Origin of the sequence: Streptomyces seoulensis, from assembly GCF_022846655.1 — a bacterium.
GTDB lineage: Bacteria > Actinomycetota > Actinomycetes > Streptomycetales > Streptomycetaceae > Streptomyces.
The window spans coordinates 1,260,340-1,281,217 of record NZ_AP025667.1 but is presented as its reverse complement, the minus strand read 5'-3'; the positions used below and the strand labels follow the sequence as shown (position 1 = coordinate 1,281,217).

Genomic DNA, 20,878 nt, shown 5'->3' with positions numbered 1-20,878 from the left:
ACCCCTTGGAGAAGTGCAGTCGCTCAAGATCCGCTCATCTGAGCGCGACCCTTATCAAGGGTGGCGAGAATCACGCTGCCACAGGGCGCGCGATTTCACCATGCGGACGCCGTCCGGACGCCGTCGCGCGCCGGAAACGCGCCCGTCACACCCCCAGCGCCGAGAGCCGCTCCTCCACCCGCTCGGGCGCGTACAGGTGCTCCACGACCAGCGCGCCCGCGCCGATCAGCCCCGCCCGCTCCCCCAGCTTCGCGGTGACGACGTCGAGGTGGGCCGTGGAGCGGGGCAGCGCCCGCTGGTAGAGCAGTTCGCGCACCCCGGTCAGGAACGGCGTACCGGCGAGGTCGCCCGCGATCATCAGCACACCGGGGTTGAGCAGCGTGACGACGGTCGCCAGCACGTCCCCGACCCGGCGCCCGGCCTCCCGTGCCAGGGCCGCCGCCTCCGGGTGCCCGGCGGCCAGCAGGTCCCGTACGTCCGAGCCGGAGGCGGCCGGCACGCCCGCGTCCGTCAGCCGCCGGGCCACGGCGCCACCGCTGGCGACGGCGGCGAGACAGCCGTAGGACCCGCAGCGGCACAGCGCCTCGGTGCCGACCCGGATGTGCCCGAGGTCGCCCGCGCCGCCGTCCACGCCCCGGTAGATCGCGCCGTCGACCACGACCCCGGCACCGATGCCGGTGGAGACCTTGACCAGGACGAACGCCCGGCAGCCGGGGTGCCCGGTGCGCTGTTCCCCGTACGCCATGAGGTTGGCGTCGTTGTCCACCAGGACCGGGACGGGCCCGGCGCCGGTGTGCTCGGTGAAGGCGCGGGAGAGGCGGCCCCTTATGTCGTAGCCGTCCCAGCCGGACATCATCGGGGGCTGGACCACCCGCCCGGTCTCGCTGTCCACCGGGCCCGGCACGCCGAGCCCGATCCCGCAGACCGCCTCCGGGGGGCGGCCGGTCTCGGTGAGCAGTCCGGCGAACCAGCGGCCCAGTTCGGCGAGGACCGCCTCCGGGCCGTCCTCCACCACCAGGGCGCCTGCCCGCTCGGCGAGGATCTCGCCGGTCAGGGTGAGCAGGGCCGCGCGGGCGTGCCGGGTGTCGAGGTCGGCGGCGAGGACCACGGCGTGCGAGCCGTCGAACTCCAGCGTGATGGAGGGGCGGCCGCCGAGCGGGGAGTCCACCGGGCCGCCCGCGCCCTCGCGCAGCCAGCCCGCCCGGAACAGCCGGTCCAGGCGCTGGCCGACCGTGGCCCGGGAGAGGCCGGTCATCTGCTGGAGCGCGCCCCGCGTGACGGCCCGTCCGCTGCGCACCAGGTCGAGCAGGTCACCGGCGCTCGCCTGAGCGCCGCCCCTGGCCGTCCTGCCCGGCTTTCCGGTCATGCCACCCCCTTGTGTTCCTCAAGTTTGCATTACATATTGAGTTTTGCGTGTTAAGTAGACGTAACCCTGCGATAGACAGAACCAAACCAGGCCGGCCGGACGTCTTCGGGGAGCCCCGAGTGGATCGCACTGCCCAGCTCACTGCCCGTGTCACCGAGCGCGAGATCGCATACGATCCGCCGTCGTCCAGGCCCCCGTCGCCACCCTCGGCAGCGTCGCTGCACGTCAGGGCGGCGCGTGTGCTGGCGGCCAACTGGACGGGCGGCTCGACGGTCCCCTCCCGGAACCTGTATCCGCACCAGTGGTCCTGGGACTCGGCGTTCATCGCCATCGGGCTCAGGCACCTGTCGCCGCTGCGGGCGCAGACGGAGCTGGAGACGCTGCTCGCGGCGCAGTGGGCGGACGGGCGGGTGCCGCACATCGTCTTCTCCCCCTCCGTGCCGCTCGACGCCTACTTCCCGAGCCCCGACTTCTGGCGCTCCTCCACCGCGGGGCGGGCCGCGGGCGCCCCGCGCACCGTACAGACGTCCGGCATCGTGCAGCCACCCGTGCACGCGCTGGCCGCCTGGCTGGTGCACCGCGCCGACCCCGGCCTGTCGCGGGCGCGCGGATTCCTGGCCCGGGTGTATCCCCGGCTGGCCGCCTGGCACCGCTATCTGCTGCACCGCCGCGACCTCGGCGGGGGCGGCCTGGTGTCGGTGGTGCACCCGTGGGAGCAGGGCATGGACAACAGCCCTTGCTGGGATGCCCCGTTGGCCCGCGTCACCCCGGCCCCGGCCCGCTCCTTCCGCCGCGCCGACCTCGACCACGGCGCCCCGGAGGACCGGCCGACCGACCTGGACTACGGGCGGTACGTGCGCCTCGCGGCCGACTACCGGGACGGCGGATACGCGGACGGGGGCGGGCAGTTCGCGGTGGAGGACCCTTCCTTCAACGCCCTGCTGATCGCCTCCGAGCACGCCCTCGCCCGGATCGCCGCCGAGCTGGGCGCCCCCGGCACCGCCCGGCACGCCCGCGCCGAGCGGCTGACGGCGGCGCTGGTGGAGCGGCTGTGGGACGACGCGTCCGGGATGTTCCTCTGCCGGGACCTGCGCGGCGGCGGCCCGGTCCGCGAGCGGAGCGTGTCGGGACTCGTCCCGCTGCTGCTGCCCCGGCTCCCCCGCGAGGTGGCCGGCGCGCTGGTGGACACCCTGCGCGGACCGCACTTCGCGGCGCGCACCGGGCTCGTGCCCAGCTACGACCTGCGCGGCCCGGCCTTCGAGCCGAACCGCTACTGGCGCGGCCCGGCCTGGTTCAACACGGCCTGGCTGGTGGAGCGCGGGCTGCGCGCCCACGCCGAGCACACGGCGGCCGACGCCCTGCGCGCCGCGTTCCTGCGCACGGCCGGGGAATCCGAATTCGCGGAGTACGTGGACCCGGACACCGGCGAGGCCTGCGGGGCGCCGGGGTTCGGCTGGACCGCCGCGCTGACGCTGGACCTGCTGCACGACGCGAACGGCGCTTTGGACACTGGGGAAGAGGGAGGGGACCGGAGATGACCGAGCGGCATCATCTGTTCGTGCGAGGGACCACATTCGCCGCCGTGGGCGACCGGGGCGACATCAGCGGGGTGCGCGGCGGAGGCCCGGTCGACGGGCTGTTCGTGCGCGACGCCCGGCACCTGAGCCGCTGGCAGCTCACCGTCGACGGCGCGGTGCCGGAGGTGCTGCGGCCGGTCGGCGAGGGCGACACGGCGCGCTGCGTGCTGGTGCCGCGCGGTGGACGCCAGGAGCCGCCCGCGTACACCCTGTGGCGTGAACAGGCCGTGGGCGAAAGCTCGTTCGTGGAATCGGTGCGGATCACCGGCAACGTCCCGGCGGCCACCACCGTACGGCTGGCGCTCACCGTCGACGCCGACTTCACCGACCAGTTCGAGCTGCGCTCCGACCACCGCACCTACGTCAAGGCGGGGGCCGTACGCAGCCGCCACGTCCTGGACGACGGGATCGAGTTCGGTTACCGGCGCGGTGAGTGGCGGTCCTGTACGACCATCACCGCCGACCCGGCTCCGGAGGCGGTGGAGGAGACGGGTACCGGTGCCCGGCGGCTGGTGTGGACGCTCGAACTCCCCCCGCACGGAAGCGCGGAGCTGCTGCTGCGGGTGATGGCCCGCCCGCACGGCGACCGGCGCGCGGTGCGCGTACCCCGCTCGCCCGATGCCGTGAACGAACAACTCCGCTCCGCAGAGGACGAGTTCATGGAGGGTGTCGCCTTCCCGACCGCCTGGCCCGAGCTGGCGGCCGCCTGTGCACGGGGGCTGTCCGACATGGCCGCCCTCCAGGTGCCGGCGCGGGGACCGGACGGGGAGGAGCTGCGGGTCCCGGCCGGGGGCGCCCCCTGGTTCCTCACCCTGCTGGGCCGGGACGCCCTGCTCGCCTCGCTGTTCGCCCTGCCGTACCGCCCGCAGTTGGCCGCCGCCACGCTGCCCGCGCTGGCCGCCACCCAGGCCACGGCCGACGGTGCCTCCTCCGTCGCCCAGCCCGGCAAGATCGTGCACGAGGTCCGGCACGGCGAGCTGGCCCATTTCGGGCAGGTGCCGTACGGGCGTTACTACGGCTCGGTCGACGCCACCCCGCTCTTCCTGGTGCTGCTCGGCGCCTACACCGAGCACACCGGCGACGCGGCCCTCGCCCGGCGCCTGGAGCGGCACGCCCGCGCGGCGGTCGGCTGGATGCTGGACCACGGCGGACTGACCGCGCGCGGCTACCTCGTCTACCGGGCCGACGAGGGCGGCCTCGCCAACCAGAACTGGAAGGACTCCCCCGGCGCGATCTGCCGGGCCGACGGCACCCGGCCGAGCGGCGCCGTGATGGCGGCGGGCGCGCAGGGGTACGCGTACGACGCGCTGCGGCGCACGGCGTGGCTGGCGCGCACGGTGTGGGACGACGGGACGTACGCGGCGCTGCTGGAGCAGGCGGCGGCCGATCTGCGCGACCGCTTCCAGCGGGACTTCTGGCTGCCTGAACAGGCTTTCCCCGCGCTGGCGCTGGACGGCGACGGCCACCGGATCGACGCGCTCGCCTCGGACGCCGGACACCTGCTGTGGTCGGGGCTGCTGGACAAGGAGTACGGGGAGGTCGTCGGGCGCAGGCTGCTGGAGCCGGACTTCTTCTCCGGCTGGGGCGTGCGCACGCTGGCCTCCGGCCAGGCCGCCTACCACCCGCTCTCCTACCACCGGGGCTCTGTCTGGCCGCACGACAACGCCCTGATCACCCTGGGCCTGGCCCGTTACGGCCTGCACGACGAGGCCCGCGCGGTGGCCCACGGCCTGGTGGACGCGGCGACGACGGCCGGTCACCGGCTTCCGGAAGTGCTGGCGGGTTACGGCCGTGACACCCACCCCGAGCCGGTACCGTACCCGCACGCGTGTGTGCGGGAGTCCCGTTCGGCTGCCGCGCCGCTCGCCCTGCTCACCGCGGTCGGGGGTGCCTGACACCGTCCTTGACCGGGCGTTTGCCCGGTATTTGCCGTAGGTCGTGAACACCGGTGCGCGGTGGACCGTACGGAAGGACGGCGGGCCGGGCGGGCCGGCCTCCACCGGTCCTGCCCAGCCTCCCCAGCGTGGCCCGCCGCCTCCCTCGTCACCGGCCCCGCGCGGAAGGACCTCCGGGTTTGCCTCAGCAGAAGAACACGCACCAGTCATCGGCAGCGACGGGGGCACCGGGGGGCACCCCCGAGGAGGGCTCCGCCGGGCCTGGCGGGGCGGTGGACACAGAGACGCGCGCCGAGCACGGGAAGAGCGACGACCGGGGTTCCGGCGCGGTCGACGAGCCGTCGGGAGCGAAGGCTCACGGGTCCGGCGAGGTGGGGTCGGCCAAGGGAGTTGCCGACAGTTCGACCACCGCTCCGGAGGCTGCCCCTGGGGCAGAAACCGGCCCGGAGGACGCGCCGGAGGCGGAAGCAGGCGGGAAGGTCACGGAAGCCGGGCCGGTCCCCGCCGCCGACCCCGGAGCGCCGTCGGCAGAGGCGGACCGCGCCTCCGACCCCAAGGGCGCCCCCGACGCGGAGGCCGGTCCCGAGGGCGCACCCGGAGCGGCTCCCGGGACCCCCGCCGGACCACCCCGCTCCGCCCGCCTCACCCGGTGGCGGGCCGAACATCCCCGCCGAGCCCGCTTCCTCTCCCGGACCGTCACCGTGCTCGCCGCCGTGCTGGTCGTCTGCACCCTGGTGATGCCCGCCAGCATCGCCGCGGTCAGGCCGGCCGGCTTCTTCCGGCTGCCCGGTGAGGCGATCGTCGGGGCGGCCGTGCTGCTCGCGCTGCCCAGGAAGCCCCGTGTCGTGCTCGCCGCGGCCGGCGGTGTCGCGCTCGCCGCGCTGACCGTGCTGAACTGGCTCGACATGGGGTTCAAGCAGTACCTGGGCCGGACCTTCAACCTGGTGCTGGACTGGAGCCTGCTGGGCGACGCGCAGTCGTACCTGGAGGACTCGCTCGGCCGGGGGGCCACCCTCGCCGCGACGGCCGCGCTGATCGTCGCCGTACTGCTGCTGTTCGCCGCGTCGGCCTTCGCCGTCGTGCGTCTGAGCGACGTCCTCGCCCGGCACTCCGCCACCGCGACCCGGGGCACCCTGATCGCGGGCGTCGTCTGGATCACCTGCTCCTCCTTCGGGGTGCAGCTCGCGGGCGTGCCGCTGGCCGCCGACAGCGCGGCCCTCACCCTGCAGAGCCAGACCGAGCGGGTGTCGAACACGCTGAAGGACGAGGCCGCGTTCCAGAAGGTCGCCAAGGTGGACGCGTTCGGCGCGACCCCGCCCGGCCAGCTCGTGCCCGACCTGCGCGGCAAGGACGTGATCTTCACGTTCATCGAGAGCTACGGCCGTAGCGCGATCGAGGACCCGATCATGGCGCCCGGCGTGGACCGGACCCTGGCCACCCGCGACGAGGCGCTGGCGAAGGCGGGTTACCACGCCAAGAGCGGCTGGCTGACCTCCGCGACCTACGGCGGCAGCAGTTGGCTCGGCCACTCCACCACCCTGTCGGGCCTGTGGGTCAGCAACCAGCAGCGCTACCGCACGGTGATGGCGAGCGACCACCTCAGCCTGACCAAGGTGTTCAAGAAGACCGGCGCCTGGGACACGGTCGGCGTGATGCCGGGCATCCAGAAGGCATGGCCCGAACAGAGCTTCTTCGGCCTGGACAAGGTCTACAACGCCTTCAAACTCGGCTACAAGGGGCCGAAGTTCAGTTGGTCGACGATGCCGGACCAGTACGCCCTGGAGCAGTTCCAGCAGCGGGTGCACGGCAAGAAGCACGACAAGCCGGTGATGTCGGAGGTGATCCTGACCTCCAGCCACCAGCCCTGGAGCCCGATCCCGAAGATGGTCGACTGGGACGAGCTGGGCGACGGCTCGGTCTTCAAGGGCATCGAGGCGGCGGGCACCGACCCGACGGACGTGATGGCGGACACCACCAAGTCCCGCCAGGAGTACGGCAAGTCGGTCCAGTACTCGCTCACCGCGCTCACCGAGTGGCTGGAGCGCTACGGAACCGAGGACACGGTGCTGGTCTTCCTCGGCGACCACCAGCCCATCGCCCGCGTCAGCGGCAACCACGCCAGCCGGGACGTGCCGGTCTCGATCGTCGCCAAGGACCCGAAGGTCCTCGACAAGATCGGTGACTGGGGCTGGACGGACGGCCTGCGCCCCGCGCACGACGCGCCGGTGTGGAAGATGAACCTCTTCCGCGACCGCTTCCTGACCGCGTACGGCTCCACCCCGCACCCGAAGACGGGCTGACCGGGCTCAGGCGGACTCCGCCGCGAGCAGGCCCGCCATGCCGAGGAGCACACCGCCGGTGGCCCGGTCCATCCGGCGGTGGGCCCGGTAGCTGAGGCGGACGGCCCTGATCACGCTGCCCGCGGCGGCGAACACCCCGGCCGCGACCGCCTCCGCGCCGAGGTAGCAGGCGCCGAGCACCGCGAGCTGGCCCGCCACGGAACCGTGCTCGGGCCCGACGAACTGGGGCACGAAGGCGGTGAAGACCAGGATCGCCTTCGGGTTGGTGATGGCGACGAGGAACTCCTTGCGTACCAGCGCGGTCAGCGGCGGCCGCTCCCGCACCGGGGGCGCGACGGCCGTGCCCTCCGGCTCACCGGTCCGCCGGAGACCGGCCCACAGGATGGTCGTGCCCAGGTAGGCGAGGTACGCGACACCCGCCCACTTGATGACCGTCAGCGCCCACTCCGAGGCCGACAGCAGCGGCCCCAGCCCGGCCACGACCGCGACCACCAGTACGGCGAAGGCGACGAGCCGTCCGCAGACCCCGACCATCGAGGCGCCGAAGCCGCGCACCATGGCATGCCGCAGCGCCAGCAGGTTGTTGGCGCCGGGAGTCAGTGCGACCAGCAGCGCGACCGCGAGAAAACCCAGGATCCACACGGCTATCCCCTTCCCGTCGGGAAAGTAGCAGCCGCCGACGGCATGCGGAACAAGGGGAATCAGGCCACAAGCCCCCACGGGGACAAGGCCGTTCAGCCGCCGGAGGTGTCCAGCTCGGCTTCCTCGCCGACGCCCGCGCAGTCGTAGGGGTCCTTCAGCCAGCCGTCCGGGAGGACCACCCGGTTGTTGCCGGAGGTGCGACCGCGCGGGCCGTCGGCGCCGGTCGGCCACGCCTGGTCGAGGTCCAGCTCGTCCAGGCCGGCGCGCAGCTCCTCCAGCGAGGAGGTGATGGCGAGCCGCTTGCGCATCTCTGAGCCGACCGCGAAGCCCTTGAGGTACCAGGCGACGTGCTTGCGGAAGTCGATGACACCGCGCGACTCGTCGCCGAGCCACTCCCCGAGCAGCGTGGCGTGCCGGACCATCACGTCGGCGACCTCCCGCAGGACGGGCCGCTGGAAGTCGTCGCGGCCCTCGAAGGCGGCGACCAGGTCGGCGAAGAGCCAGGGCCGGCCGAGGCAGCCGCGGCCGACGACCACGCCGTCGCAGCCGGTCTCGCGGACCATGCGCAGCGCGTCCTCGGCGGACCAGATGTCGCCGTTGCCGAGCACCGGGATCTCCGGGACGTGCTCCTTCAGCCGGGCGATGGCGCTCCAGTCGGCGGTACCGCCGTAGTGCTGGGCGGCGGTGCGGCCGTGCAGGGCGATGGCGGTGACGCCCTCCTCGACGGCGATGCGGCCGGCGTCGAGGTAGGTGATGTGGTCGTCGTCGATACCCTTGCGCATCTTCATGGTGACCGGCAGGTCACCCGCGCCGGTGACGGCCTCGCGCAGGATGGCCCGCAGCAGGTTCCGCTTGTACGGCAGCGCGGAGCCGCCGCCCTTGCGGGTGACCTTGGGGACCGGGCAGCCGAAGTTGAGGTCGATGTGGTCGGCCAGGCCCTCTTCCGCGATCATGCGGACGGCCTTGCCGACGGTGACCGGGTCGACGCCGTACAACTGGATCGAGCGCGGCTTCTCGGTCTCGTCGAACCGGATGAGCTGCATGGTCTTCTCGTTGCGCTCGACCAGCGCCCGGGTGGTGATCATCTCGCTGACGAACAGCCCCTTGCCCCCGCTGAACTCCCGGCACAGGGTGCGGAAGGGGGCGTTGGTGATCCCGGCCATGGGTGCGAGCACGACGGGCGGCACCACGGCGTGCGGGCCGATGGAAAGCGGCTGGGTCATCAGGGGGCTCCGGGACGGATGTACGGCATGGGCGTCGTCCATTGTCCCTCACCTCACCGGCACCCTTCTCCCCTGTGGGCTGGATCATGTAAGGGTCATTAGTTAGCCGCACTATCGAAGCGCGTACGATGGGACGCATGCCCGAGCTGAGTCACCGGCGGCGGATGCTGGTGCTCGCGATCTGCTGCATGAGCCTGCTGATCGTGAGCCTCGACAACACCGCCCTGAACGTCGCGCTGCCGTCGATGCAGCGCGAACTGCACGCCACGACCTCCGGCCTCCAGTGGACGATCGACGCCTACACGCTGGTGCTGGCCTCGCTGCTGATGCTGGCGGGGTCCACGGCGGACCGGATCGGCCGCAAACGGGTCTTCATGGCGGGTCTGGTGATCTTCACCGCCGGTTCCCTGCTGTGCTCGCTCGCGCCGAACCTGGAACTCCTCGTGGTGTTCCGCATGGTCCAGGCGGTCGGCGGCTCGATGCTCAACCCGGTCGCCATGTCGATCATCACCAACACCTTCACCGACCCGCGCGAACGGGCGCGGGCCATCGGCGCGTGGGGCGCGGTGGTCGGCATCTCCATGGCGGCCGGTCCGCTGGCCGGCGGACTGCTGGTGGAGTCGGTCGGCTGGCGCTCGATCTTCTGGGTCAACCTGCCGGTGGGCCTCGCCGCCCTGCTGCTCACCCTGCGCTTCGTCCCCGAGTCCCGCGCGCCCAGGCCGCGCCGCCCGGACCCGGTGGGCCAGGTGCTGGTGATCGCCCTGTTCGGCTCGCTGACCTACGCGATCATCGAGGCCCCGAACGCGAGCCTCACCGAGGTGCTCCCCTTCGCCGCACTGGCCCTCGCCGCCCTGCTGGCCCTCCTGATCTACGAGCCCCGGCGCGCCGAACCCCTCATCGACCTGCGCTTCTTCCGTTCGGCGCCGTTCAGCGGGGCGACCGGGATAGCGGTGAGCGCGTTCGCGGCGCTGGGCGGCTTCCTCTTCCTGTCCACGCTGTACCTGCAGAACGTACGCGGCCTCGACGCCCTGCACGCCGGCCTGTGGATGCTCCCGATGGCCGTGCCGACCCTGCTGTGCGCCCCGCTGTCCGGACGGCTGGTCGGCAGCCGGGGCCCGCGGCTGCCCCTGCTGATCGCGGGCGCGGCGATGACGGCGAGCGGCCTGCTCTTCGCCCTCTTCGAGGCCGAGACCTCCAATGTCACCCTGTTCGCGGGCTACGTCCTCTTCGGCGTCGGCTTCGGCTTCGTCAACGCCCCCATCACCAACACGGCCGTCTCCGGCATGCCCCGCGCCCAGGCGGGCGTCGCGGCGGCGGTCGCCTCCACCAGCCGCCAGCTCGGCCAGACCCTGGGCGTGGCCGTGATCGGCGCGGTCCTGGCCTCGGGCATCGGCGACTCCCCGTACCGCGACACCTTCGTCGCGGCGGCCCGCCCCGGCTGGTGGATCCTGGCCGCGTGCGGCGCGGCGGTCCTGGTCCTCGGCCTCCTGACGAGCGGCCGCTGGGCCCACCGGACGGCTGAGCGCACGGCTGAGCGGCTGGCGACGGAAGAGGTGCGGCAGCCCGTGGGCACGTCCGCCTGATCCCCTCAGCTCTCCGCGAGAGCCAGCGCGTGCAGCCTCTCCAGGCGCTCGCGGGACTCCTCGTTCTTCGGGGGGTAGATCACGATGCGGGGGCCGGGGTCCGGGGAGAGCCAGAGGTCGGTGTGCTCCAGGGTGAGGAGGCCGACGCGGGGGTGGAGGAACTCCTTGGTCTTGGAGCGGCTGCCGACCACCTCGTAGCGCTCCCAGTTCTCGCGGAACTCGGGGTATGCCTGCAGCCGCTTGAGGAGCATCTTCCAGGCGGGTTCGCCGAGGTGTCCGGCCATCGAGGCGCGCAGCCGGGCCGCCATCAGCCGCAGGGCCTCGTCGAGGTGGACGATCGAGGCGCGCCACTGGGGGTTGGAGTAGGCGAGGAGCACGCAGTTGCGGTCCTCGGGCGCGACCGCGTCCATGTCGCACAGCAGCCGGGCGTAGGTGCGGTTGTAGGCCAGGATGTCGTACCGGCTGTTCTGCACGGCGGCCGGGAACGGCTCCATCTGGCGCAGGGTCGCGCGCAGGGCCGGGGTGATGCTGGGGCAGACCGCGGCGGGGGTCGGGTCGGTGGCCCCGGCCAGCCGGAAGAGGTGGGCGCGCTCGCTGGGGTCCAGCATCAGGGTGCGGGCGAGGGCGTCGAGGACCTGCACGGAGACCTGGATGTTGCGGGCCTGTTCGAGCCAGGTGTACCAGGTGACGCCCACGGCGGAGAGCTGCGCGACCTCCTCCCGGCGCAGACCGGGCGTACGCCGCCGGGCACCGCGCGGCAGCCCCACCTGTTCGGGGGTGATCCGCTCGCGGCGGCTGCGCAGGAACGCGGCCAGTTCGTGGCGGCGGATCTCCGCGCCCTTCACCTCGGGGGCGGCGCTTTCCCGGGCCATGGTCGTCATGGTTCCAGGGTGCCTCGCCGCGCATCCCGTTGCCAGGTGGTCCTGCCACCAGGATGAGCGTCCGCCACCACCAGGCTGCGGGTGGGACAAGGCCCGGCCGAAACCGTTGGCGGGTACTTCCGGTACCAGCATCGGGACACTCTGGTACCCGTCTGCGGGCGGGCGCACGCTCGGTGGCATGACCGAGACCACCCTCCCCACCACGCCGTCCGTGCGCGCTCCGGCGACGGCACCCACCCTGAGCGGGGCGGGACTGGTGACCGTCCTGCTGGCCGCCGCGCTGCCGCTGGTGGACTTCTTCATCGTCAACGTCGCGCTGCCCGCCATCGGCAGCGACCTCGCCGCGAGCGAGGCCCTGCTGGAACTGGTCGTGGCCGGTTACGGAGTCACCTACGCGGTGCTGCTCGTGCTCGGCGGGCGCCTCGGGGACCTGTTCGGCAGGCGCCGGCTGTTCATCGGCGGCATGGCCGCCTTCGGACTGACCTCGCTGGCCTGCGGGCTGGCACCGGACGCGTGGAGTCTGGTCGCGGCGCGGGCCGCGCAGGGCGCCTCGGCCGCGCTGATGCTGCCGCAGGTGCTCGCCACCATCCAGTCCACCACCGCCGGCGGCCGCCGCGCCCGCGCGATGAGCCTGTACGGGGCGACGGCGGGCCTGTCCATGGTGGTGGGCCAGATCCTGGGCGGCGTCCTGGTCGCGGCGGGCATCGCGGGGACCGGCTGGCGCTCGATCTTCCTGGTGAACGTGCCCGTGGTCGTCCTCGGCCTGGTCCTCGCCGTCCGCCACGTCCCCGACACCCGCGCCCGGCACCCGGAGCCGGTCGACGTGCCCGGCACCGTCCTCCTGGCGGTGGCCCTGCTGGCGCTGCTCGCCCCGCTGACCGAGGGCCGGGCGACGGGCTGGCCGGTGTGGACGTGGGTCTCGCTGGCCGTGTTCCCGCTGGCGGGGTGGGCGTTCTGGACGGTGGAACGGCGCCTGGACCGGCTGGGCCGCACCCCGCTGCTGCCGCCGAGCCTGTTCGCCACCCTGTCGCTGCGGCGGGGGCTGCTGATCGTGGTGCCGTTCTGCCTGGGCTTCAGCGGGTTCATGTTCGTCATCGCGCTGAGCCTCCAGCAGGGCGCGGGACTGGGTCCGGTGCGGGCGGGGCTGGCGCTGGCGCCGATGGCGGTGTCGTTCCTCCTCGTCTCGCTGGCCGGGCCGCGCCTGATCGCCCGCTTCGGTACGCGGGTGGTGGGCGCCGGGGCCGTGCTCCAGGGCGTGGGCGTCCTGCTGATCGTGCTGGCGGTGTGGCGGAACTGGCCCGGCCTGGGGCTGGGCACCCTGCTGCCGGGTGCGGCCGTCGCGGGGGCGGGCCAGGCGCTCCAACTGCCCAACCTGCTGCGGATCGTGCTCTCCGAGGTCCCGGCCGCCCGTGCCGGGGTGAGCAGCGGTGTGCTGGCGACGACCCAGCAGGCGTCGTTCGCCCTGGGCGTGGCCACCCTGGGCGCCCTCTTCCTCACCCTCGTCCCCCACCTGGGCATGCGGGACGCCCTGCTCATCGCCCTGCTGACCCAGCTCACGGCGATCCTCGCCACCGGCCTGCTGAGCCTGCGCCTGCCCCGCGAGGTGGGTTGAGCCGGGCCCGTGTGACAGTTCCCACCTGGAGTTCCGCCCCTAGCCCCGCCCCGCGTGCCGCACACTCCCGGCATGACCGAGAACAGAATCGGGACCAGCGTGCGGCGATGGGACCGGCACGGCCGGGAACACGTCGTACGGGTGGAACGGGCCGGACTCCAGCGCACCTTCGGCTGCGGTACCTGCGGCTGGCGCCGGGGCACCCGGTACCTGCCCTGGACGCCGACGGACGAGCACCCGGCGACGGAGCATCTGGCCGAGGCCCATCAGGCGACGCTGGACCCGGCCCGGCGATGAGCCTGCCGGGGCCTCGCCCCCTCGGACCACGGACTCCGTCCACGACGGCCGGCACGGACCCCGGCGCCCTGCCGCCCAGGCGCCGGGCCCGAGTGCCGGCCTCCTGGCACCCGGCGCGAGCCGACCGGGCGACACCGCACCCCGCCCGGCGATGAGTTCACGGCGCCGTGGGAGTCGTACCCCATGACGACCCGCGCCGACCGGAAGGCGAGCCCCATGACCGCACTGCACGAGACCCTGCGCCGGTACGTGGACGACGGGAGCCTGCCCTGCGCGGTCGGCCTCGTCGCCCGCGGGGACGAGGTCGAGGCCGTGGCCGTCGGGTACACGGACACCGGCCGGAGCGTGCCGCTGGCGCGGGACTCGCTGTTCCGGCTCGCCTCGATCACCAAGCCCGTCACCGCCGCCGCGCTGCTGATGCTCGTCGACGAGGGGCTGGTCGGGCTGGACGACCCGATCGCGCGGTGGCTGCCCGAGCTGGCCGCGCCGATGGTGGTGCGGACTCCAGGGTCGCCGGTGGACGACCTGGTACCGGCCGAGCGGCCGATCACCGTGGAGGACGTGCTCAGCTCCCGGTGCGGCTGGGGCTTCCCCCCGGACTTCTCGCTGCCCGCCGTACGGCCGCTGTTCGAGCTGCAGCGCGGCGGATTCGCCCCACAGGCGGTGCCCGCCATGGACGAGCTGCTGGCCGAACTCGCCAAGGTGCCGCTCCTCCACCAGCCCGGCGAAGCGTGGCTCTACAACACCTCCTCCGATCTCCAGGGCGCCCTGATCGCGCGGGCGTCGGGGCGGACACTGCCGGACTTCCTCGCCGAGCGGGTCTTCGAGCCGCTGGGCATGAAGGACACGGGCTTCTGTGTGCCGGAGCGGGACCTGCACCGGCTGCCCACGGCCTACCAGCCCGGCCCCGACGGCACTCTGGCCGTCGCCGAAGCCTTCGACGGCGGCTGGGACCGGCTCCCCGCCTTCCCGTCCGGCGCCGGCGGCCTCGTCTCCACCGCCGACGACTACCTGGCCTTCGCCCGGATGCTGCTGGCCGGCGGTGAAGCGGGCGGCCGCAGCCTGCTCTCGCCGGGGTCCGTGGCCCGGATGACCAGCGACCGGCTCACCCCGGCCCAGCGGGAGGGCAGCCCGCTCTTCCTGGAGGGCCAGGGGTGGGGCTACGGCGGCTCGGTGGACATCGACCAAGCCGAACCGTGGAACGTGCCCGGTCGCTACGGCTGGGTCGGCGGCACCGGCACCGCGGCCCATCTGGTCCCGGCCACCGGCAAGGTGACCGTCCTGCTCACCCAGGTCGCCATGACCGGTCCGACACCGCCCGCCGTGATGCGGGACTTCTGGCGGGTCACCGCCTGACGGCGGTCACGGCCCTACGCGGGTCACGGACCGACGCGGGTCACGGCGTGGCCGGAGCGCCCAGCCCGCGTATCAGCAGGTCCACGATCACCCTGAAGTCCTCCTCGATACCGGGCTGCTGCCATTCGCGTGCGTAACAGGGGTCGTGGAAACGGGCGGTGGCCTGGAAGACGGCGCGGGCCTCGGCGGCCGGGTCCGCCGCGCGGAAGGTGCCGGACCCGGCCCCCTCCTCGATGATCCGGGCGAGCTGGGCGGTGAGGTCGGTGATGTGCTCGCCGACCGTCGTCCCGCTCTCCTCGGCCAGCACGCTGTAGGTGGCGAACAGCTCGGGATCGTCACCCGCCTTGTGCCGCTTGGCCTCGAACAGGGCGGCGAGCCAGTCCCGCAGCCGACGCTCGACGGGCCCCTCCTCACCGGCGATGTCCGCGAGCGTCTTCGAGGTGCGGTCCAGCCAGCGCTTGGTGACCGCCTCGCGCAGCGCCGCCTTGGTGCGGAAGTGGCGGTAGACACTGCCGTGGCTGACGCCGAGAGCGCGGGCCACGTCGACCACGGTGGCCTTGGCCGGGCCGTGGCGGCGCAGCACCTCCTCGGTCGCTTCGAGGATGCGCTCGGCGGTCAGGGTCTCGGTCGCTGCCATGCCTAGACCGTACCCGGCGTGCCGGTCACCGTTCCCGGCTCATCGCTCGCTGTCCAGCATGGCCATCTGCGCGGGGGCGTACCGCTCGCCGGCCGCCGCGTCAGCCGGGACGCTCTCCTCGATGGCGGCGAGGTCGGCCGCGTCCAGGGTGATGTCGAGCGCGCCCAGTGCTTCGGACAGCCGCTCGCGGGTGCGGGAGCCGATGACCGGCACGATGTCGGGGCCCTGGGCGAGCACCCAGGCGATGGCGATCTGGGCGACCGTGGCCCCCTTCTGCTCCGCGATCTTGCGGAGGGAGTCGACCAGGGTCAGGTTGTGCCGGAAGTTGTCGCCCTGGAAGCGGGGCGAGAAGGCACGGAAGTCGGTGGCGGCGAAGTCCCGGTCGGCGGAGATGTGGTTGGAGAGCAGGCCGCGCGAGAGCACGCCGTACGCGGTGACTCCGATGCCCAGCTCCCGCAGGGTGGGCAGGATCTCCCGCTCGATGCCGCGCGAGATCAGCGCGTACTCGATCTGGAGGTCGGCGATCGGGGCGGTGGCGGCGGCCCGGCGGATGGTCTCGGGACCGACCTCGCTGAGGCCGATGTGCCGCACCCAGCCCTTCTCGACCAGTTCCGCGACGGCGCCGACGGTTTCCTCGATCGGGACGTCCGGGTCGAGGCGGGAGGGGCGGTAGATGTCGATGTGGTCCACGCCGAGGCGCTGGAGGGAGTAGGCGGCGAAGGTCTTCACCGCGGCGGGGCGGCCGTCGAAGCCCAGCCAGGCGCCGTCCGGGTCGCGCAGGGCGCCGAACTTCACGCTCAGCACCGCGTTGTCCCGCGAGGAGGAGGGGGCGGTGCGCAGGGCCTCGCCGACCAGCAGTTCGTTGTGGCCCATGGCGTAGAAGTCGCCGGTGTCGAGGAGGGTGACGCCCGCCTCCAGGGCGGCGTGCACGGTGCGGACGGCCTCCGGGCGGTCCGCTTCTCCGTACATCCCCGACATGCCCATGCAGCCGAGGCCGAGGGCGGAGACCTGGGGGCCGGTGGTTCCGAGATTTCGCGTTGGCATCGTCATGCGTCCAGCCTGGCACGACGAATGACAGAATTCAATATCTGTCAGTTGTTAGTTGTCAGCGGGTTGCGGGTAGACCCCCTCCGGGCACGAAAAAGCCCACCCTCCGGCCCGGAGGAACCGGACAGGAGGGTGGGCGGAGATGCGAAGGTCAGGCGCCGATCAGACGGGCGGCGAGGTAGCCCTCGATCTGGTCGAGGGAGACCCGCTCCTGCTTCATGGTGTCGCGCTCGCGCACGGTCACCGCGTTGTCCTCGAGCGTGTCGAAGTCGACGGTCACGCAGAACGGGGTACCGATCTCGTCCTGACGGCGGTAGCGGCGGCCGATGGCGCCGGCGTCGTCGAAGTCGATGTTCCAGTTCTGGCGCAGCGCCTGGGCGAGACCCTTGGCCTTCGGGGACAGCTCCGGGTTGCGGGAGAGCGGGAGCACGGCGACCTTCACCGGGGCGAGGCGGTGGTCGAGGCGCAGCACGACGCGCTTCTCCATCTTGCCCTTGGCGTTGGGCGCCTCGTCCTCGGTGTAGGCGTCGAGGAGGAAGGCCAGCATGGTGCGGCCGACACCGGCGGCGGGCTCGATGACGTAGGGGGTCCAGCGCTCGCCGGCCTCCTGGTCGAAGTACGAGAGGTCCTGGCCGGACGCCTTGGCGTGGGCACCGAGGTCGTAGTCGGTGCGGTTGGCGACACCCTCCAGCTCGCCCCACTCCGAGCCGCCGAACGAGAAGCGGTACTCGATGTCGGCGGTGCGCTTGGAGTAGTGGGAGAGCTTCTCCTTCGGGTGGTCGAACCAGCGCATGTTCTCCTCGCGCAGGCCGAGGCCCGTGTACCAGTTCCAGCGCTGCTGCATCCAGTACTCCTGCCACTCCTCGTCCTCACCCGGCTTGACGAAGAACTCCATCTCCATCTGCTCGAACTCGCGGGTCCGGAAGATGAAGTTGCCGGGAGTGATCTCGTTGCGGAAGGACTTGCCCATCTGGGCGATGCCGAAGGGCGGCTTGCGGCGCGAAGTGGTCTGCACCTGGGCGAAGTTGGTGAAGATGCCCTGGGCGGTCTCGGGACGCAGGTAGGCGACGGAGCCGGAGTCCTGGGTCGGGCCGAGGTGGGTGGAGAGCAGACCGGAGAACTGCTTGGGCTCGGTGAAGGTGCCCTTGTTGCCGCAGTTGGGGCAGTTGAGGTCTGTCAGGCCGTTCGCCGGGGCGTGGCCCTTCTTCTCCTCGTAGGCCTCTTCCAGGTGGTCCGCGCGGAACCGCTTGTGACACGAGGTGCACTCGGTCAGCGGGTCCGTGAAGGTGGCGACGTGACCGGAGGCGACCCAGACCTCGGGGGCCAGGATGACGGACGAGTCGATACCGACCACGTCCTCGCGCGACGTCACCATGTAGCGCCACCACTGACGCTTGATGTTCTCCTTGAGCTCGACACCCAGCGGTCCGTAGTCCCAGGCGGCACGCTGTCCGCCGTAGATCTCACTGCAGGGGAAAACGAAGCCACGGCGCTTGCTCAGGCTGACGATGGTGTCGATCTTGTCGGCGGCCACGGTGCTCTCTTCATTACGACGACGGACGTTGAAGCGAGATGCTTCCAGCGAATGATTCAGGTTACCGGCGCATGCTCCCCCTCGGCCAAATCGGCCCCCGCCGACCCCCCTCCCGAAGCCGCCGAAGCCCACCCGAATCCTCATCAAGCCCACCAGGAGAATCCGCGCCGCCGAGTCCGCGCGGACAGCTTGTTGACAATCGTTTCCAACTTTGTTGAAAATGAGTGTCATGAACGTACGACGACGCCTCATATCCGGGTCCGCGATCGCGGCCGTCACCGCCCTGGGGCTGGGCACGCTGTCCGCCTGCTCGGGCAGCAGCGCCGCCGCCGGGAGCCCGGGGAAGTTCGCCGTCGTCGCGTCGTTCTATCCCATGGCCTTCCTCGCGGAGCGGATCGGCGGGGACCACGTCCACGTGAGCACCCTCACCTCTCCCGGCCAGGAGCCGCACGACCTGGAGATCAGCCCGCGCCAGATCGCCGGTCTGGAGGACTCCGACGCGGTCCTCTATCTGAAGGGGCTCCAGCCCTCCGTCGACCAGGCCGTGGCGCAGTCGCCGGTGAAGACGAAGATCGACGCGACCTCGCTGACCACGCTGGAGCAGCACGGCACCGAGGTCGGCGGCCACGCGGCCGAACACGAGGGCCACGACCACGAGAGCGAGGACGGCAAGGACCCGCACATCTGGCTCGACCCGGTGCGGTACGCCGAGGTCGCCCGGGGCGTCGGCCGGGCCTTCGAGAAGGCCGACCCGGACCACGCGGCCGACTACCGGAAGAACACCGCGACCCTGGTGAAGCAGCTGGACGAGCTGAACACCGACTTCGAGGACGGCCTGGCGCACACCCGGTCCAAGGTCTTCATCACCACCCACGCCGCCTTCGGCTACCTCGCCGAGCGCTACGGCCTCACCGAGGAGGCGATCAGCGGTCTCGACCCCGAGTCCGAGCCGAGCGCGGCCCGGGTGAAGGACCTGCAGAGGATGGCCAGGGCCGACAAGGTCTCCACCGTCTTCTACGAGACGCTGGTCAGCGACAAGACGGCGCGGACGGTCGCCGGTGACGCGGGCCTCAGGACCGACGTGCTCGATCCCGTCGAGGGCATCACGGAGAGGTCGCGCGGCAAGGACTACCTCGCCGTCCAGCGCGCCAACCTCAAGGCCCTCCAGAACGCCCTGGGGGCCAAGTGAGCACCGATACGAGGGAATCCGCGCCCGTACTCGCCCTGCGGGGCGTACGGGCCGAGCTGGGCGGGCGGCCGGTGCTGCGCGGCATCGACCTGACCGTGCGCCCCGGCGAGGTCGTCGCGCTGCTCGGCGCCAACGGCTCGGGCAAGTCCACGGCCGTGCGCACCGCCATCGGGCAGGTACCGGCCACCGCCGGCGCCGTCGAGCTGTTCGGCACGCCCCTGCGCTCCTTCCGGGGCTGGGCCCGCGTCGGCTACGTACCCCAGCGCACCTCCGCCGCCGGGGGCGTCCCGGCCACCGTCTCCGAGATCGTGTCCTCGGGCCGGCTGGCCCGCACCCGCTTCGGCCTCTTCCGCAAGGCGGACCGGGAGGCGGTCGGGCGGGCGCTGGAGCTGGTCGGCATGGCGGACCGCGCCAAGGACTCGGTGACCGCGCTCTCCGGTGGCCAGCACCAGCGGGTGCTGATCGCCCGCGCGCTGGTCTCCGAACCCGAGCTGCTGATCATGGACGAGCCGATGGCCGGCGTCGACCTCGCCAGCCAGGAGGTGCTGGCCGCGACCCTGCGCGAGCAGGTCGCCGCCGGGACGACCGTGCTGCTGGTGCTGCACGAACTCGGCCCGCTGGAGCCGCTGATCGACCGCGCGGTCGTCCTGCGCGACGGCTGTGTGCTGCACGACGGGCCGCCGCCGAAGGCCGTCGGCCAGCACGCCCTGCCCGGCCACGACCACGTGCACCCGCACGAGGGCGCCGAACCGATCCGTACGGGACTGCTGAGCTGATGGACTTCCTGAACTACGCCTTCATGCAGCGGGCGCTCCTCGCGGCCGTCCTGGTCGGCATCATCGCCCCCGCGATCGGCATCTACCTCGTCCAGCGCCGCCAGCCCCTGATGGGCGACGGCATCGGACACGTGGCGATGACCGGCGTCGGCCTCGGCTTCCTGCTGCACTCCTCGCCGGTGTGGATGGCGACGGCCGTGTCCGTGGCGGGCTCGGTGCTGATGGAGCTGATCCGCTGGTACGGCAGGACGCGCGGCGACATCGCCCTGGCCATGCTGTTCTACGGCGGCATGGCGGGCGGTGTGCTCTTCGTGAACCTCGCCCCCGGCGGCTCCAACGCCAACCTCACCTCGTACCTCTTCGGCTCGCTGTCCACGGTGGCGCCGTCCGACGTGACCGCGATCATCGTGCTCGGCGCGTGCGTGGTCGCCGTGACGCTGGGGCTCCGGCGCCAGTTGTTCGCGGTCAGCCAGGACGAGGAGTTCGCGCGGGTCACCGGGCTGCCGGTCCGGGCGCTGAACCTGCTCGTCGCGGTCACCGCGGCGGTCACGGTCACCGTGGCGATGCGGGTGGTCGGCCTGATCCTCGTGTCGGCGCTCATGGTCGTCCCCGTGGCCGCCGCCCAGCAGCTCACCCGGAGCTTCGCGGCGACGTTCGCCATCGCGGTCGCGCTCGGCGTGACGGTGTCCATCGGCGGCACGATCACGTCGTTCTACCAGGACGTCCCCCCGGGCGCGACGATCGTCCTGCTGACCATCGCCGCCTTCGCGGTCATGGCCGCGCTGGCGGCCCCGCTGGCCCGACGCCGCGCCCGGCGGAACCGCCCCACGACCGACCCGGTGGAGTGCGCGATCCCGGCCGCGCGCCCGGCGGGAGACGAGGTCGGCGTCTGATCACCGGGAACCCGGCCCGCGAACCCGCCGGGGGCACGCTCGGCGTCTGACCCCCGGGGGTCCGGGCTGG

The 20,878-nt window shown here is 72.6% G+C and carries 17 protein-coding genes; 10 read left to right on the top strand and 7 right to left on the bottom strand.

The genetic code is table 11. The features are described from left to right. Nucleotides 1-145: 145 nt before the first annotated feature. On the bottom strand, nucleotides 146-1,366 hold the full coding sequence (locus HEK131_RS05895) for an ROK family protein (protein ID WP_217463430.1): 1,221 nt from the start codon (nucleotides 1,364-1,366) through the stop codon (nucleotides 146-148). Between the two features lie 119 nt (nucleotides 1,367-1,485). Between HEK131_RS05895 and HEK131_RS05890 the strand changes: the two genes are divergently transcribed. The 3 genes from HEK131_RS05890 (at nucleotide 1,486) to HEK131_RS05880 (ending at nucleotide 7,138) form a co-directional block, all read left to right on the top strand. Next, entirely contained in the window at nucleotides 1,486-2,904 is a 1,419-nt protein-coding gene (locus HEK131_RS05890; protein ID WP_244333905.1) for an MGH1-like glycoside hydrolase domain-containing protein, read from the top strand. Further along, nucleotides 2,901-4,838: an amylo-alpha-1,6-glucosidase gene (locus HEK131_RS05885; RefSeq protein ID WP_244333904.1), complete on the top strand. Its 1,938-nt coding sequence runs from the start codon at nucleotides 2,901-2,903 to the stop codon at nucleotides 4,836-4,838. The genes HEK131_RS05890 and HEK131_RS05885 overlap by 4 nt, the downstream gene beginning before the upstream one ends. A gap of 737 nt (nucleotides 4,839-5,575) precedes the next feature. Beyond that, the gene (locus tag HEK131_RS05880) at nucleotides 5,576-7,138 is read left to right on the top strand and encodes a CDP-alcohol phosphatidyltransferase (RefSeq protein WP_432215692.1); all 1,563 of its coding nucleotides are present in this window, start codon (nucleotides 5,576-5,578) and stop codon (nucleotides 7,136-7,138) included. 6 nt (nucleotides 7,139-7,144) lie between these two features. Here HEK131_RS05880 and HEK131_RS05875 read toward each other — a convergent pair whose 3' ends face one another. Both HEK131_RS05875 and dusB read right to left on the bottom strand, forming a co-directional pair. Further along, a complete protein-coding gene (locus HEK131_RS05875) occupies nucleotides 7,145-7,780 on the bottom strand; it encodes a LysE family translocator (protein WP_244333902.1) in 636 nt (211 codons plus the stop codon). Nucleotides 7,781-7,872: 92 nt separating this feature from the next. Further along, on the bottom strand, nucleotides 7,873-9,003 hold the full coding sequence (gene dusB / locus HEK131_RS05870) for a tRNA dihydrouridine synthase DusB (RefSeq protein WP_217463426.1): 1,131 nt from the start codon (nucleotides 9,001-9,003) through the stop codon (nucleotides 7,873-7,875). A 137-nt stretch (nucleotides 9,004-9,140) separates the two neighbouring features. Here dusB and HEK131_RS05865 point away from each other — a divergent pair, with 137 nt between their 5' ends. Then, the gene (locus HEK131_RS05865) at nucleotides 9,141-10,586 is read left to right on the top strand and encodes an MFS transporter (RefSeq protein WP_244333901.1); all 1,446 of its coding nucleotides are present in this window, start codon (nucleotides 9,141-9,143) and stop codon (nucleotides 10,584-10,586) included. Between the two features lie 5 nt (nucleotides 10,587-10,591). On the opposite strand, the gene HEK131_RS05860 is transcribed toward HEK131_RS05865, so the two are convergent. Continuing rightward, nucleotides 10,592-11,467, bottom strand: a complete 876-nt coding sequence (locus HEK131_RS05860; RefSeq protein ID WP_244333900.1) for a helix-turn-helix transcriptional regulator — start codon at nucleotides 11,465-11,467, stop codon at nucleotides 10,592-10,594. A 178-nt stretch (nucleotides 11,468-11,645) separates the two neighbouring features. Between HEK131_RS05860 and HEK131_RS05855 the strand changes: the two genes are divergently transcribed. The 3 genes from HEK131_RS05855 to HEK131_RS05845 all read left to right on the top strand — a co-directional run bounded on the left by HEK131_RS05855 (nucleotide 11,646) and on the right by HEK131_RS05845 (nucleotide 14,732). Next, the gene (locus HEK131_RS05855; RefSeq protein ID WP_244333899.1) at nucleotides 11,646-13,079 is read left to right on the top strand and encodes an MFS transporter; all 1,434 of its coding nucleotides are present in this window, start codon (nucleotides 11,646-11,648) and stop codon (nucleotides 13,077-13,079) included. A 72-nt stretch (nucleotides 13,080-13,151) separates the two neighbouring features. Beyond that, a complete protein-coding gene (locus HEK131_RS05850; RefSeq protein WP_217463422.1) occupies nucleotides 13,152-13,376 on the top strand; it encodes a hypothetical protein in 225 nt (74 codons plus the stop codon). Nucleotides 13,377-13,592: 216 nt separating this feature from the next. Next, nucleotides 13,593-14,732, top strand: coding sequence for a serine hydrolase domain-containing protein (locus HEK131_RS05845; protein WP_244451951.1), 1,140 nt, complete (start codon nucleotides 13,593-13,595; stop codon nucleotides 14,730-14,732). A 40-nt stretch (nucleotides 14,733-14,772) separates the two neighbouring features. Here HEK131_RS05845 and HEK131_RS05840 read toward each other — a convergent pair whose 3' ends face one another. From HEK131_RS05840 to HEK131_RS05830, 3 genes are all read right to left on the bottom strand, one after another. Continuing rightward, complete coding sequence (locus HEK131_RS05840) at nucleotides 14,773-15,369, bottom strand: TetR/AcrR family transcriptional regulator (RefSeq protein ID WP_244333898.1); 597 nt, start codon at nucleotides 15,367-15,369, stop codon at nucleotides 14,773-14,775. Nucleotides 15,370-15,408: 39 nt separating this feature from the next. Beyond that, a complete protein-coding gene (locus HEK131_RS05835) occupies nucleotides 15,409-16,419 on the bottom strand; it encodes an aldo/keto reductase (RefSeq protein WP_244333897.1) in 1,011 nt (336 codons plus the stop codon). A 148-nt stretch (nucleotides 16,420-16,567) separates the two neighbouring features. Next, complete coding sequence (locus tag HEK131_RS05830; protein WP_217463418.1) at nucleotides 16,568-17,950, bottom strand: glycine--tRNA ligase; 1,383 nt, start codon at nucleotides 17,948-17,950, stop codon at nucleotides 16,568-16,570. A gap of 229 nt (nucleotides 17,951-18,179) precedes the next feature. Between HEK131_RS05830 and HEK131_RS05825 the strand changes: the two genes are divergently transcribed. The 3 genes from HEK131_RS05825 to HEK131_RS05815 are packed head-to-tail and all read left to right on the top strand — an operon-like array spanning nucleotide 18,180 to nucleotide 20,808. Beyond that, on the top strand, nucleotides 18,180-19,139 hold the full coding sequence (locus HEK131_RS05825; protein ID WP_244333896.1) for a metal ABC transporter substrate-binding protein: 960 nt from the start codon (nucleotides 18,180-18,182) through the stop codon (nucleotides 19,137-19,139). Continuing rightward, nucleotides 19,136-19,915 carry a metal ABC transporter ATP-binding protein gene (locus tag HEK131_RS05820; RefSeq protein ID WP_217463416.1) on the top strand — a complete coding sequence of 260 codons (780 nt, stop codon included), beginning with the start codon at nucleotides 19,136-19,138 and terminating at the stop codon, nucleotides 19,913-19,915. The genes HEK131_RS05825 and HEK131_RS05820 overlap by 4 nt, the downstream gene beginning before the upstream one ends. After that, entirely contained in the window at nucleotides 19,915-20,808 is an 894-nt protein-coding gene (locus tag HEK131_RS05815) for a metal ABC transporter permease (protein WP_217463415.1), read from the top strand. The genes HEK131_RS05820 and HEK131_RS05815 overlap by 1 nt, the downstream gene beginning before the upstream one ends. The last annotated feature ends 70 nt before the right edge of the window (nucleotides 20,809-20,878 follow it).

Excerpts from the sequence above, each read along its gene's own strand:
- HEK131_RS05865 (WP_244333901.1), top strand. The coding sequence starts at position 9,141 with ATGCCCGAGCTGAGTCACCGGCGGCGGATGCTGGTGCTCGCGATCTGC.
- HEK131_RS05895 (WP_217463430.1), bottom strand. The coding sequence starts at position 1,366 with ATGACCGGAAAGCCGGGCAGGACGGCCAGGGGCGGCGCTCAGGCGAGC.
- HEK131_RS05840 (WP_244333898.1), bottom strand. The coding sequence starts at position 15,369 with ATGGCAGCGACCGAGACCCTGACCGCCGAGCGCATCCTCGAAGCGACC.
- HEK131_RS05825 (WP_244333896.1), top strand. The coding sequence starts at position 18,180 with ATGAACGTACGACGACGCCTCATATCCGGGTCCGCGATCGCGGCCGTC.
- HEK131_RS05860 (WP_244333900.1), bottom strand. The coding sequence starts at position 11,467 with ATGACGACCATGGCCCGGGAAAGCGCCGCCCCCGAGGTGAAGGGCGCG.
- dusB (WP_217463426.1), bottom strand. The coding sequence starts at position 9,003 with ATGACCCAGCCGCTTTCCATCGGCCCGCACGCCGTGGTGCCGCCCGTC.
- HEK131_RS05880 (WP_432215692.1), top strand. The coding sequence starts at position 5,576 with ATGCCCGCCAGCATCGCCGCGGTCAGGCCGGCCGGCTTCTTCCGGCTG.
- HEK131_RS05855 (WP_244333899.1), top strand. The coding sequence starts at position 11,646 with ATGACCGAGACCACCCTCCCCACCACGCCGTCCGTGCGCGCTCCGGCG.
- HEK131_RS05835 (WP_244333897.1), bottom strand. The coding sequence starts at position 16,419 with ATGACGATGCCAACGCGAAATCTCGGAACCACCGGCCCCCAGGTCTCC.
- HEK131_RS05815 (WP_217463415.1), top strand. The coding sequence starts at position 19,915 with ATGGACTTCCTGAACTACGCCTTCATGCAGCGGGCGCTCCTCGCGGCC.
- HEK131_RS05885 (WP_244333904.1), top strand. The coding sequence starts at position 2,901 with ATGACCGAGCGGCATCATCTGTTCGTGCGAGGGACCACATTCGCCGCC.
- HEK131_RS05850 (WP_217463422.1), top strand. The coding sequence starts at position 13,152 with ATGACCGAGAACAGAATCGGGACCAGCGTGCGGCGATGGGACCGGCAC.
- HEK131_RS05845 (WP_244451951.1), top strand. The coding sequence starts at position 13,593 with ATGACCGCACTGCACGAGACCCTGCGCCGGTACGTGGACGACGGGAGC.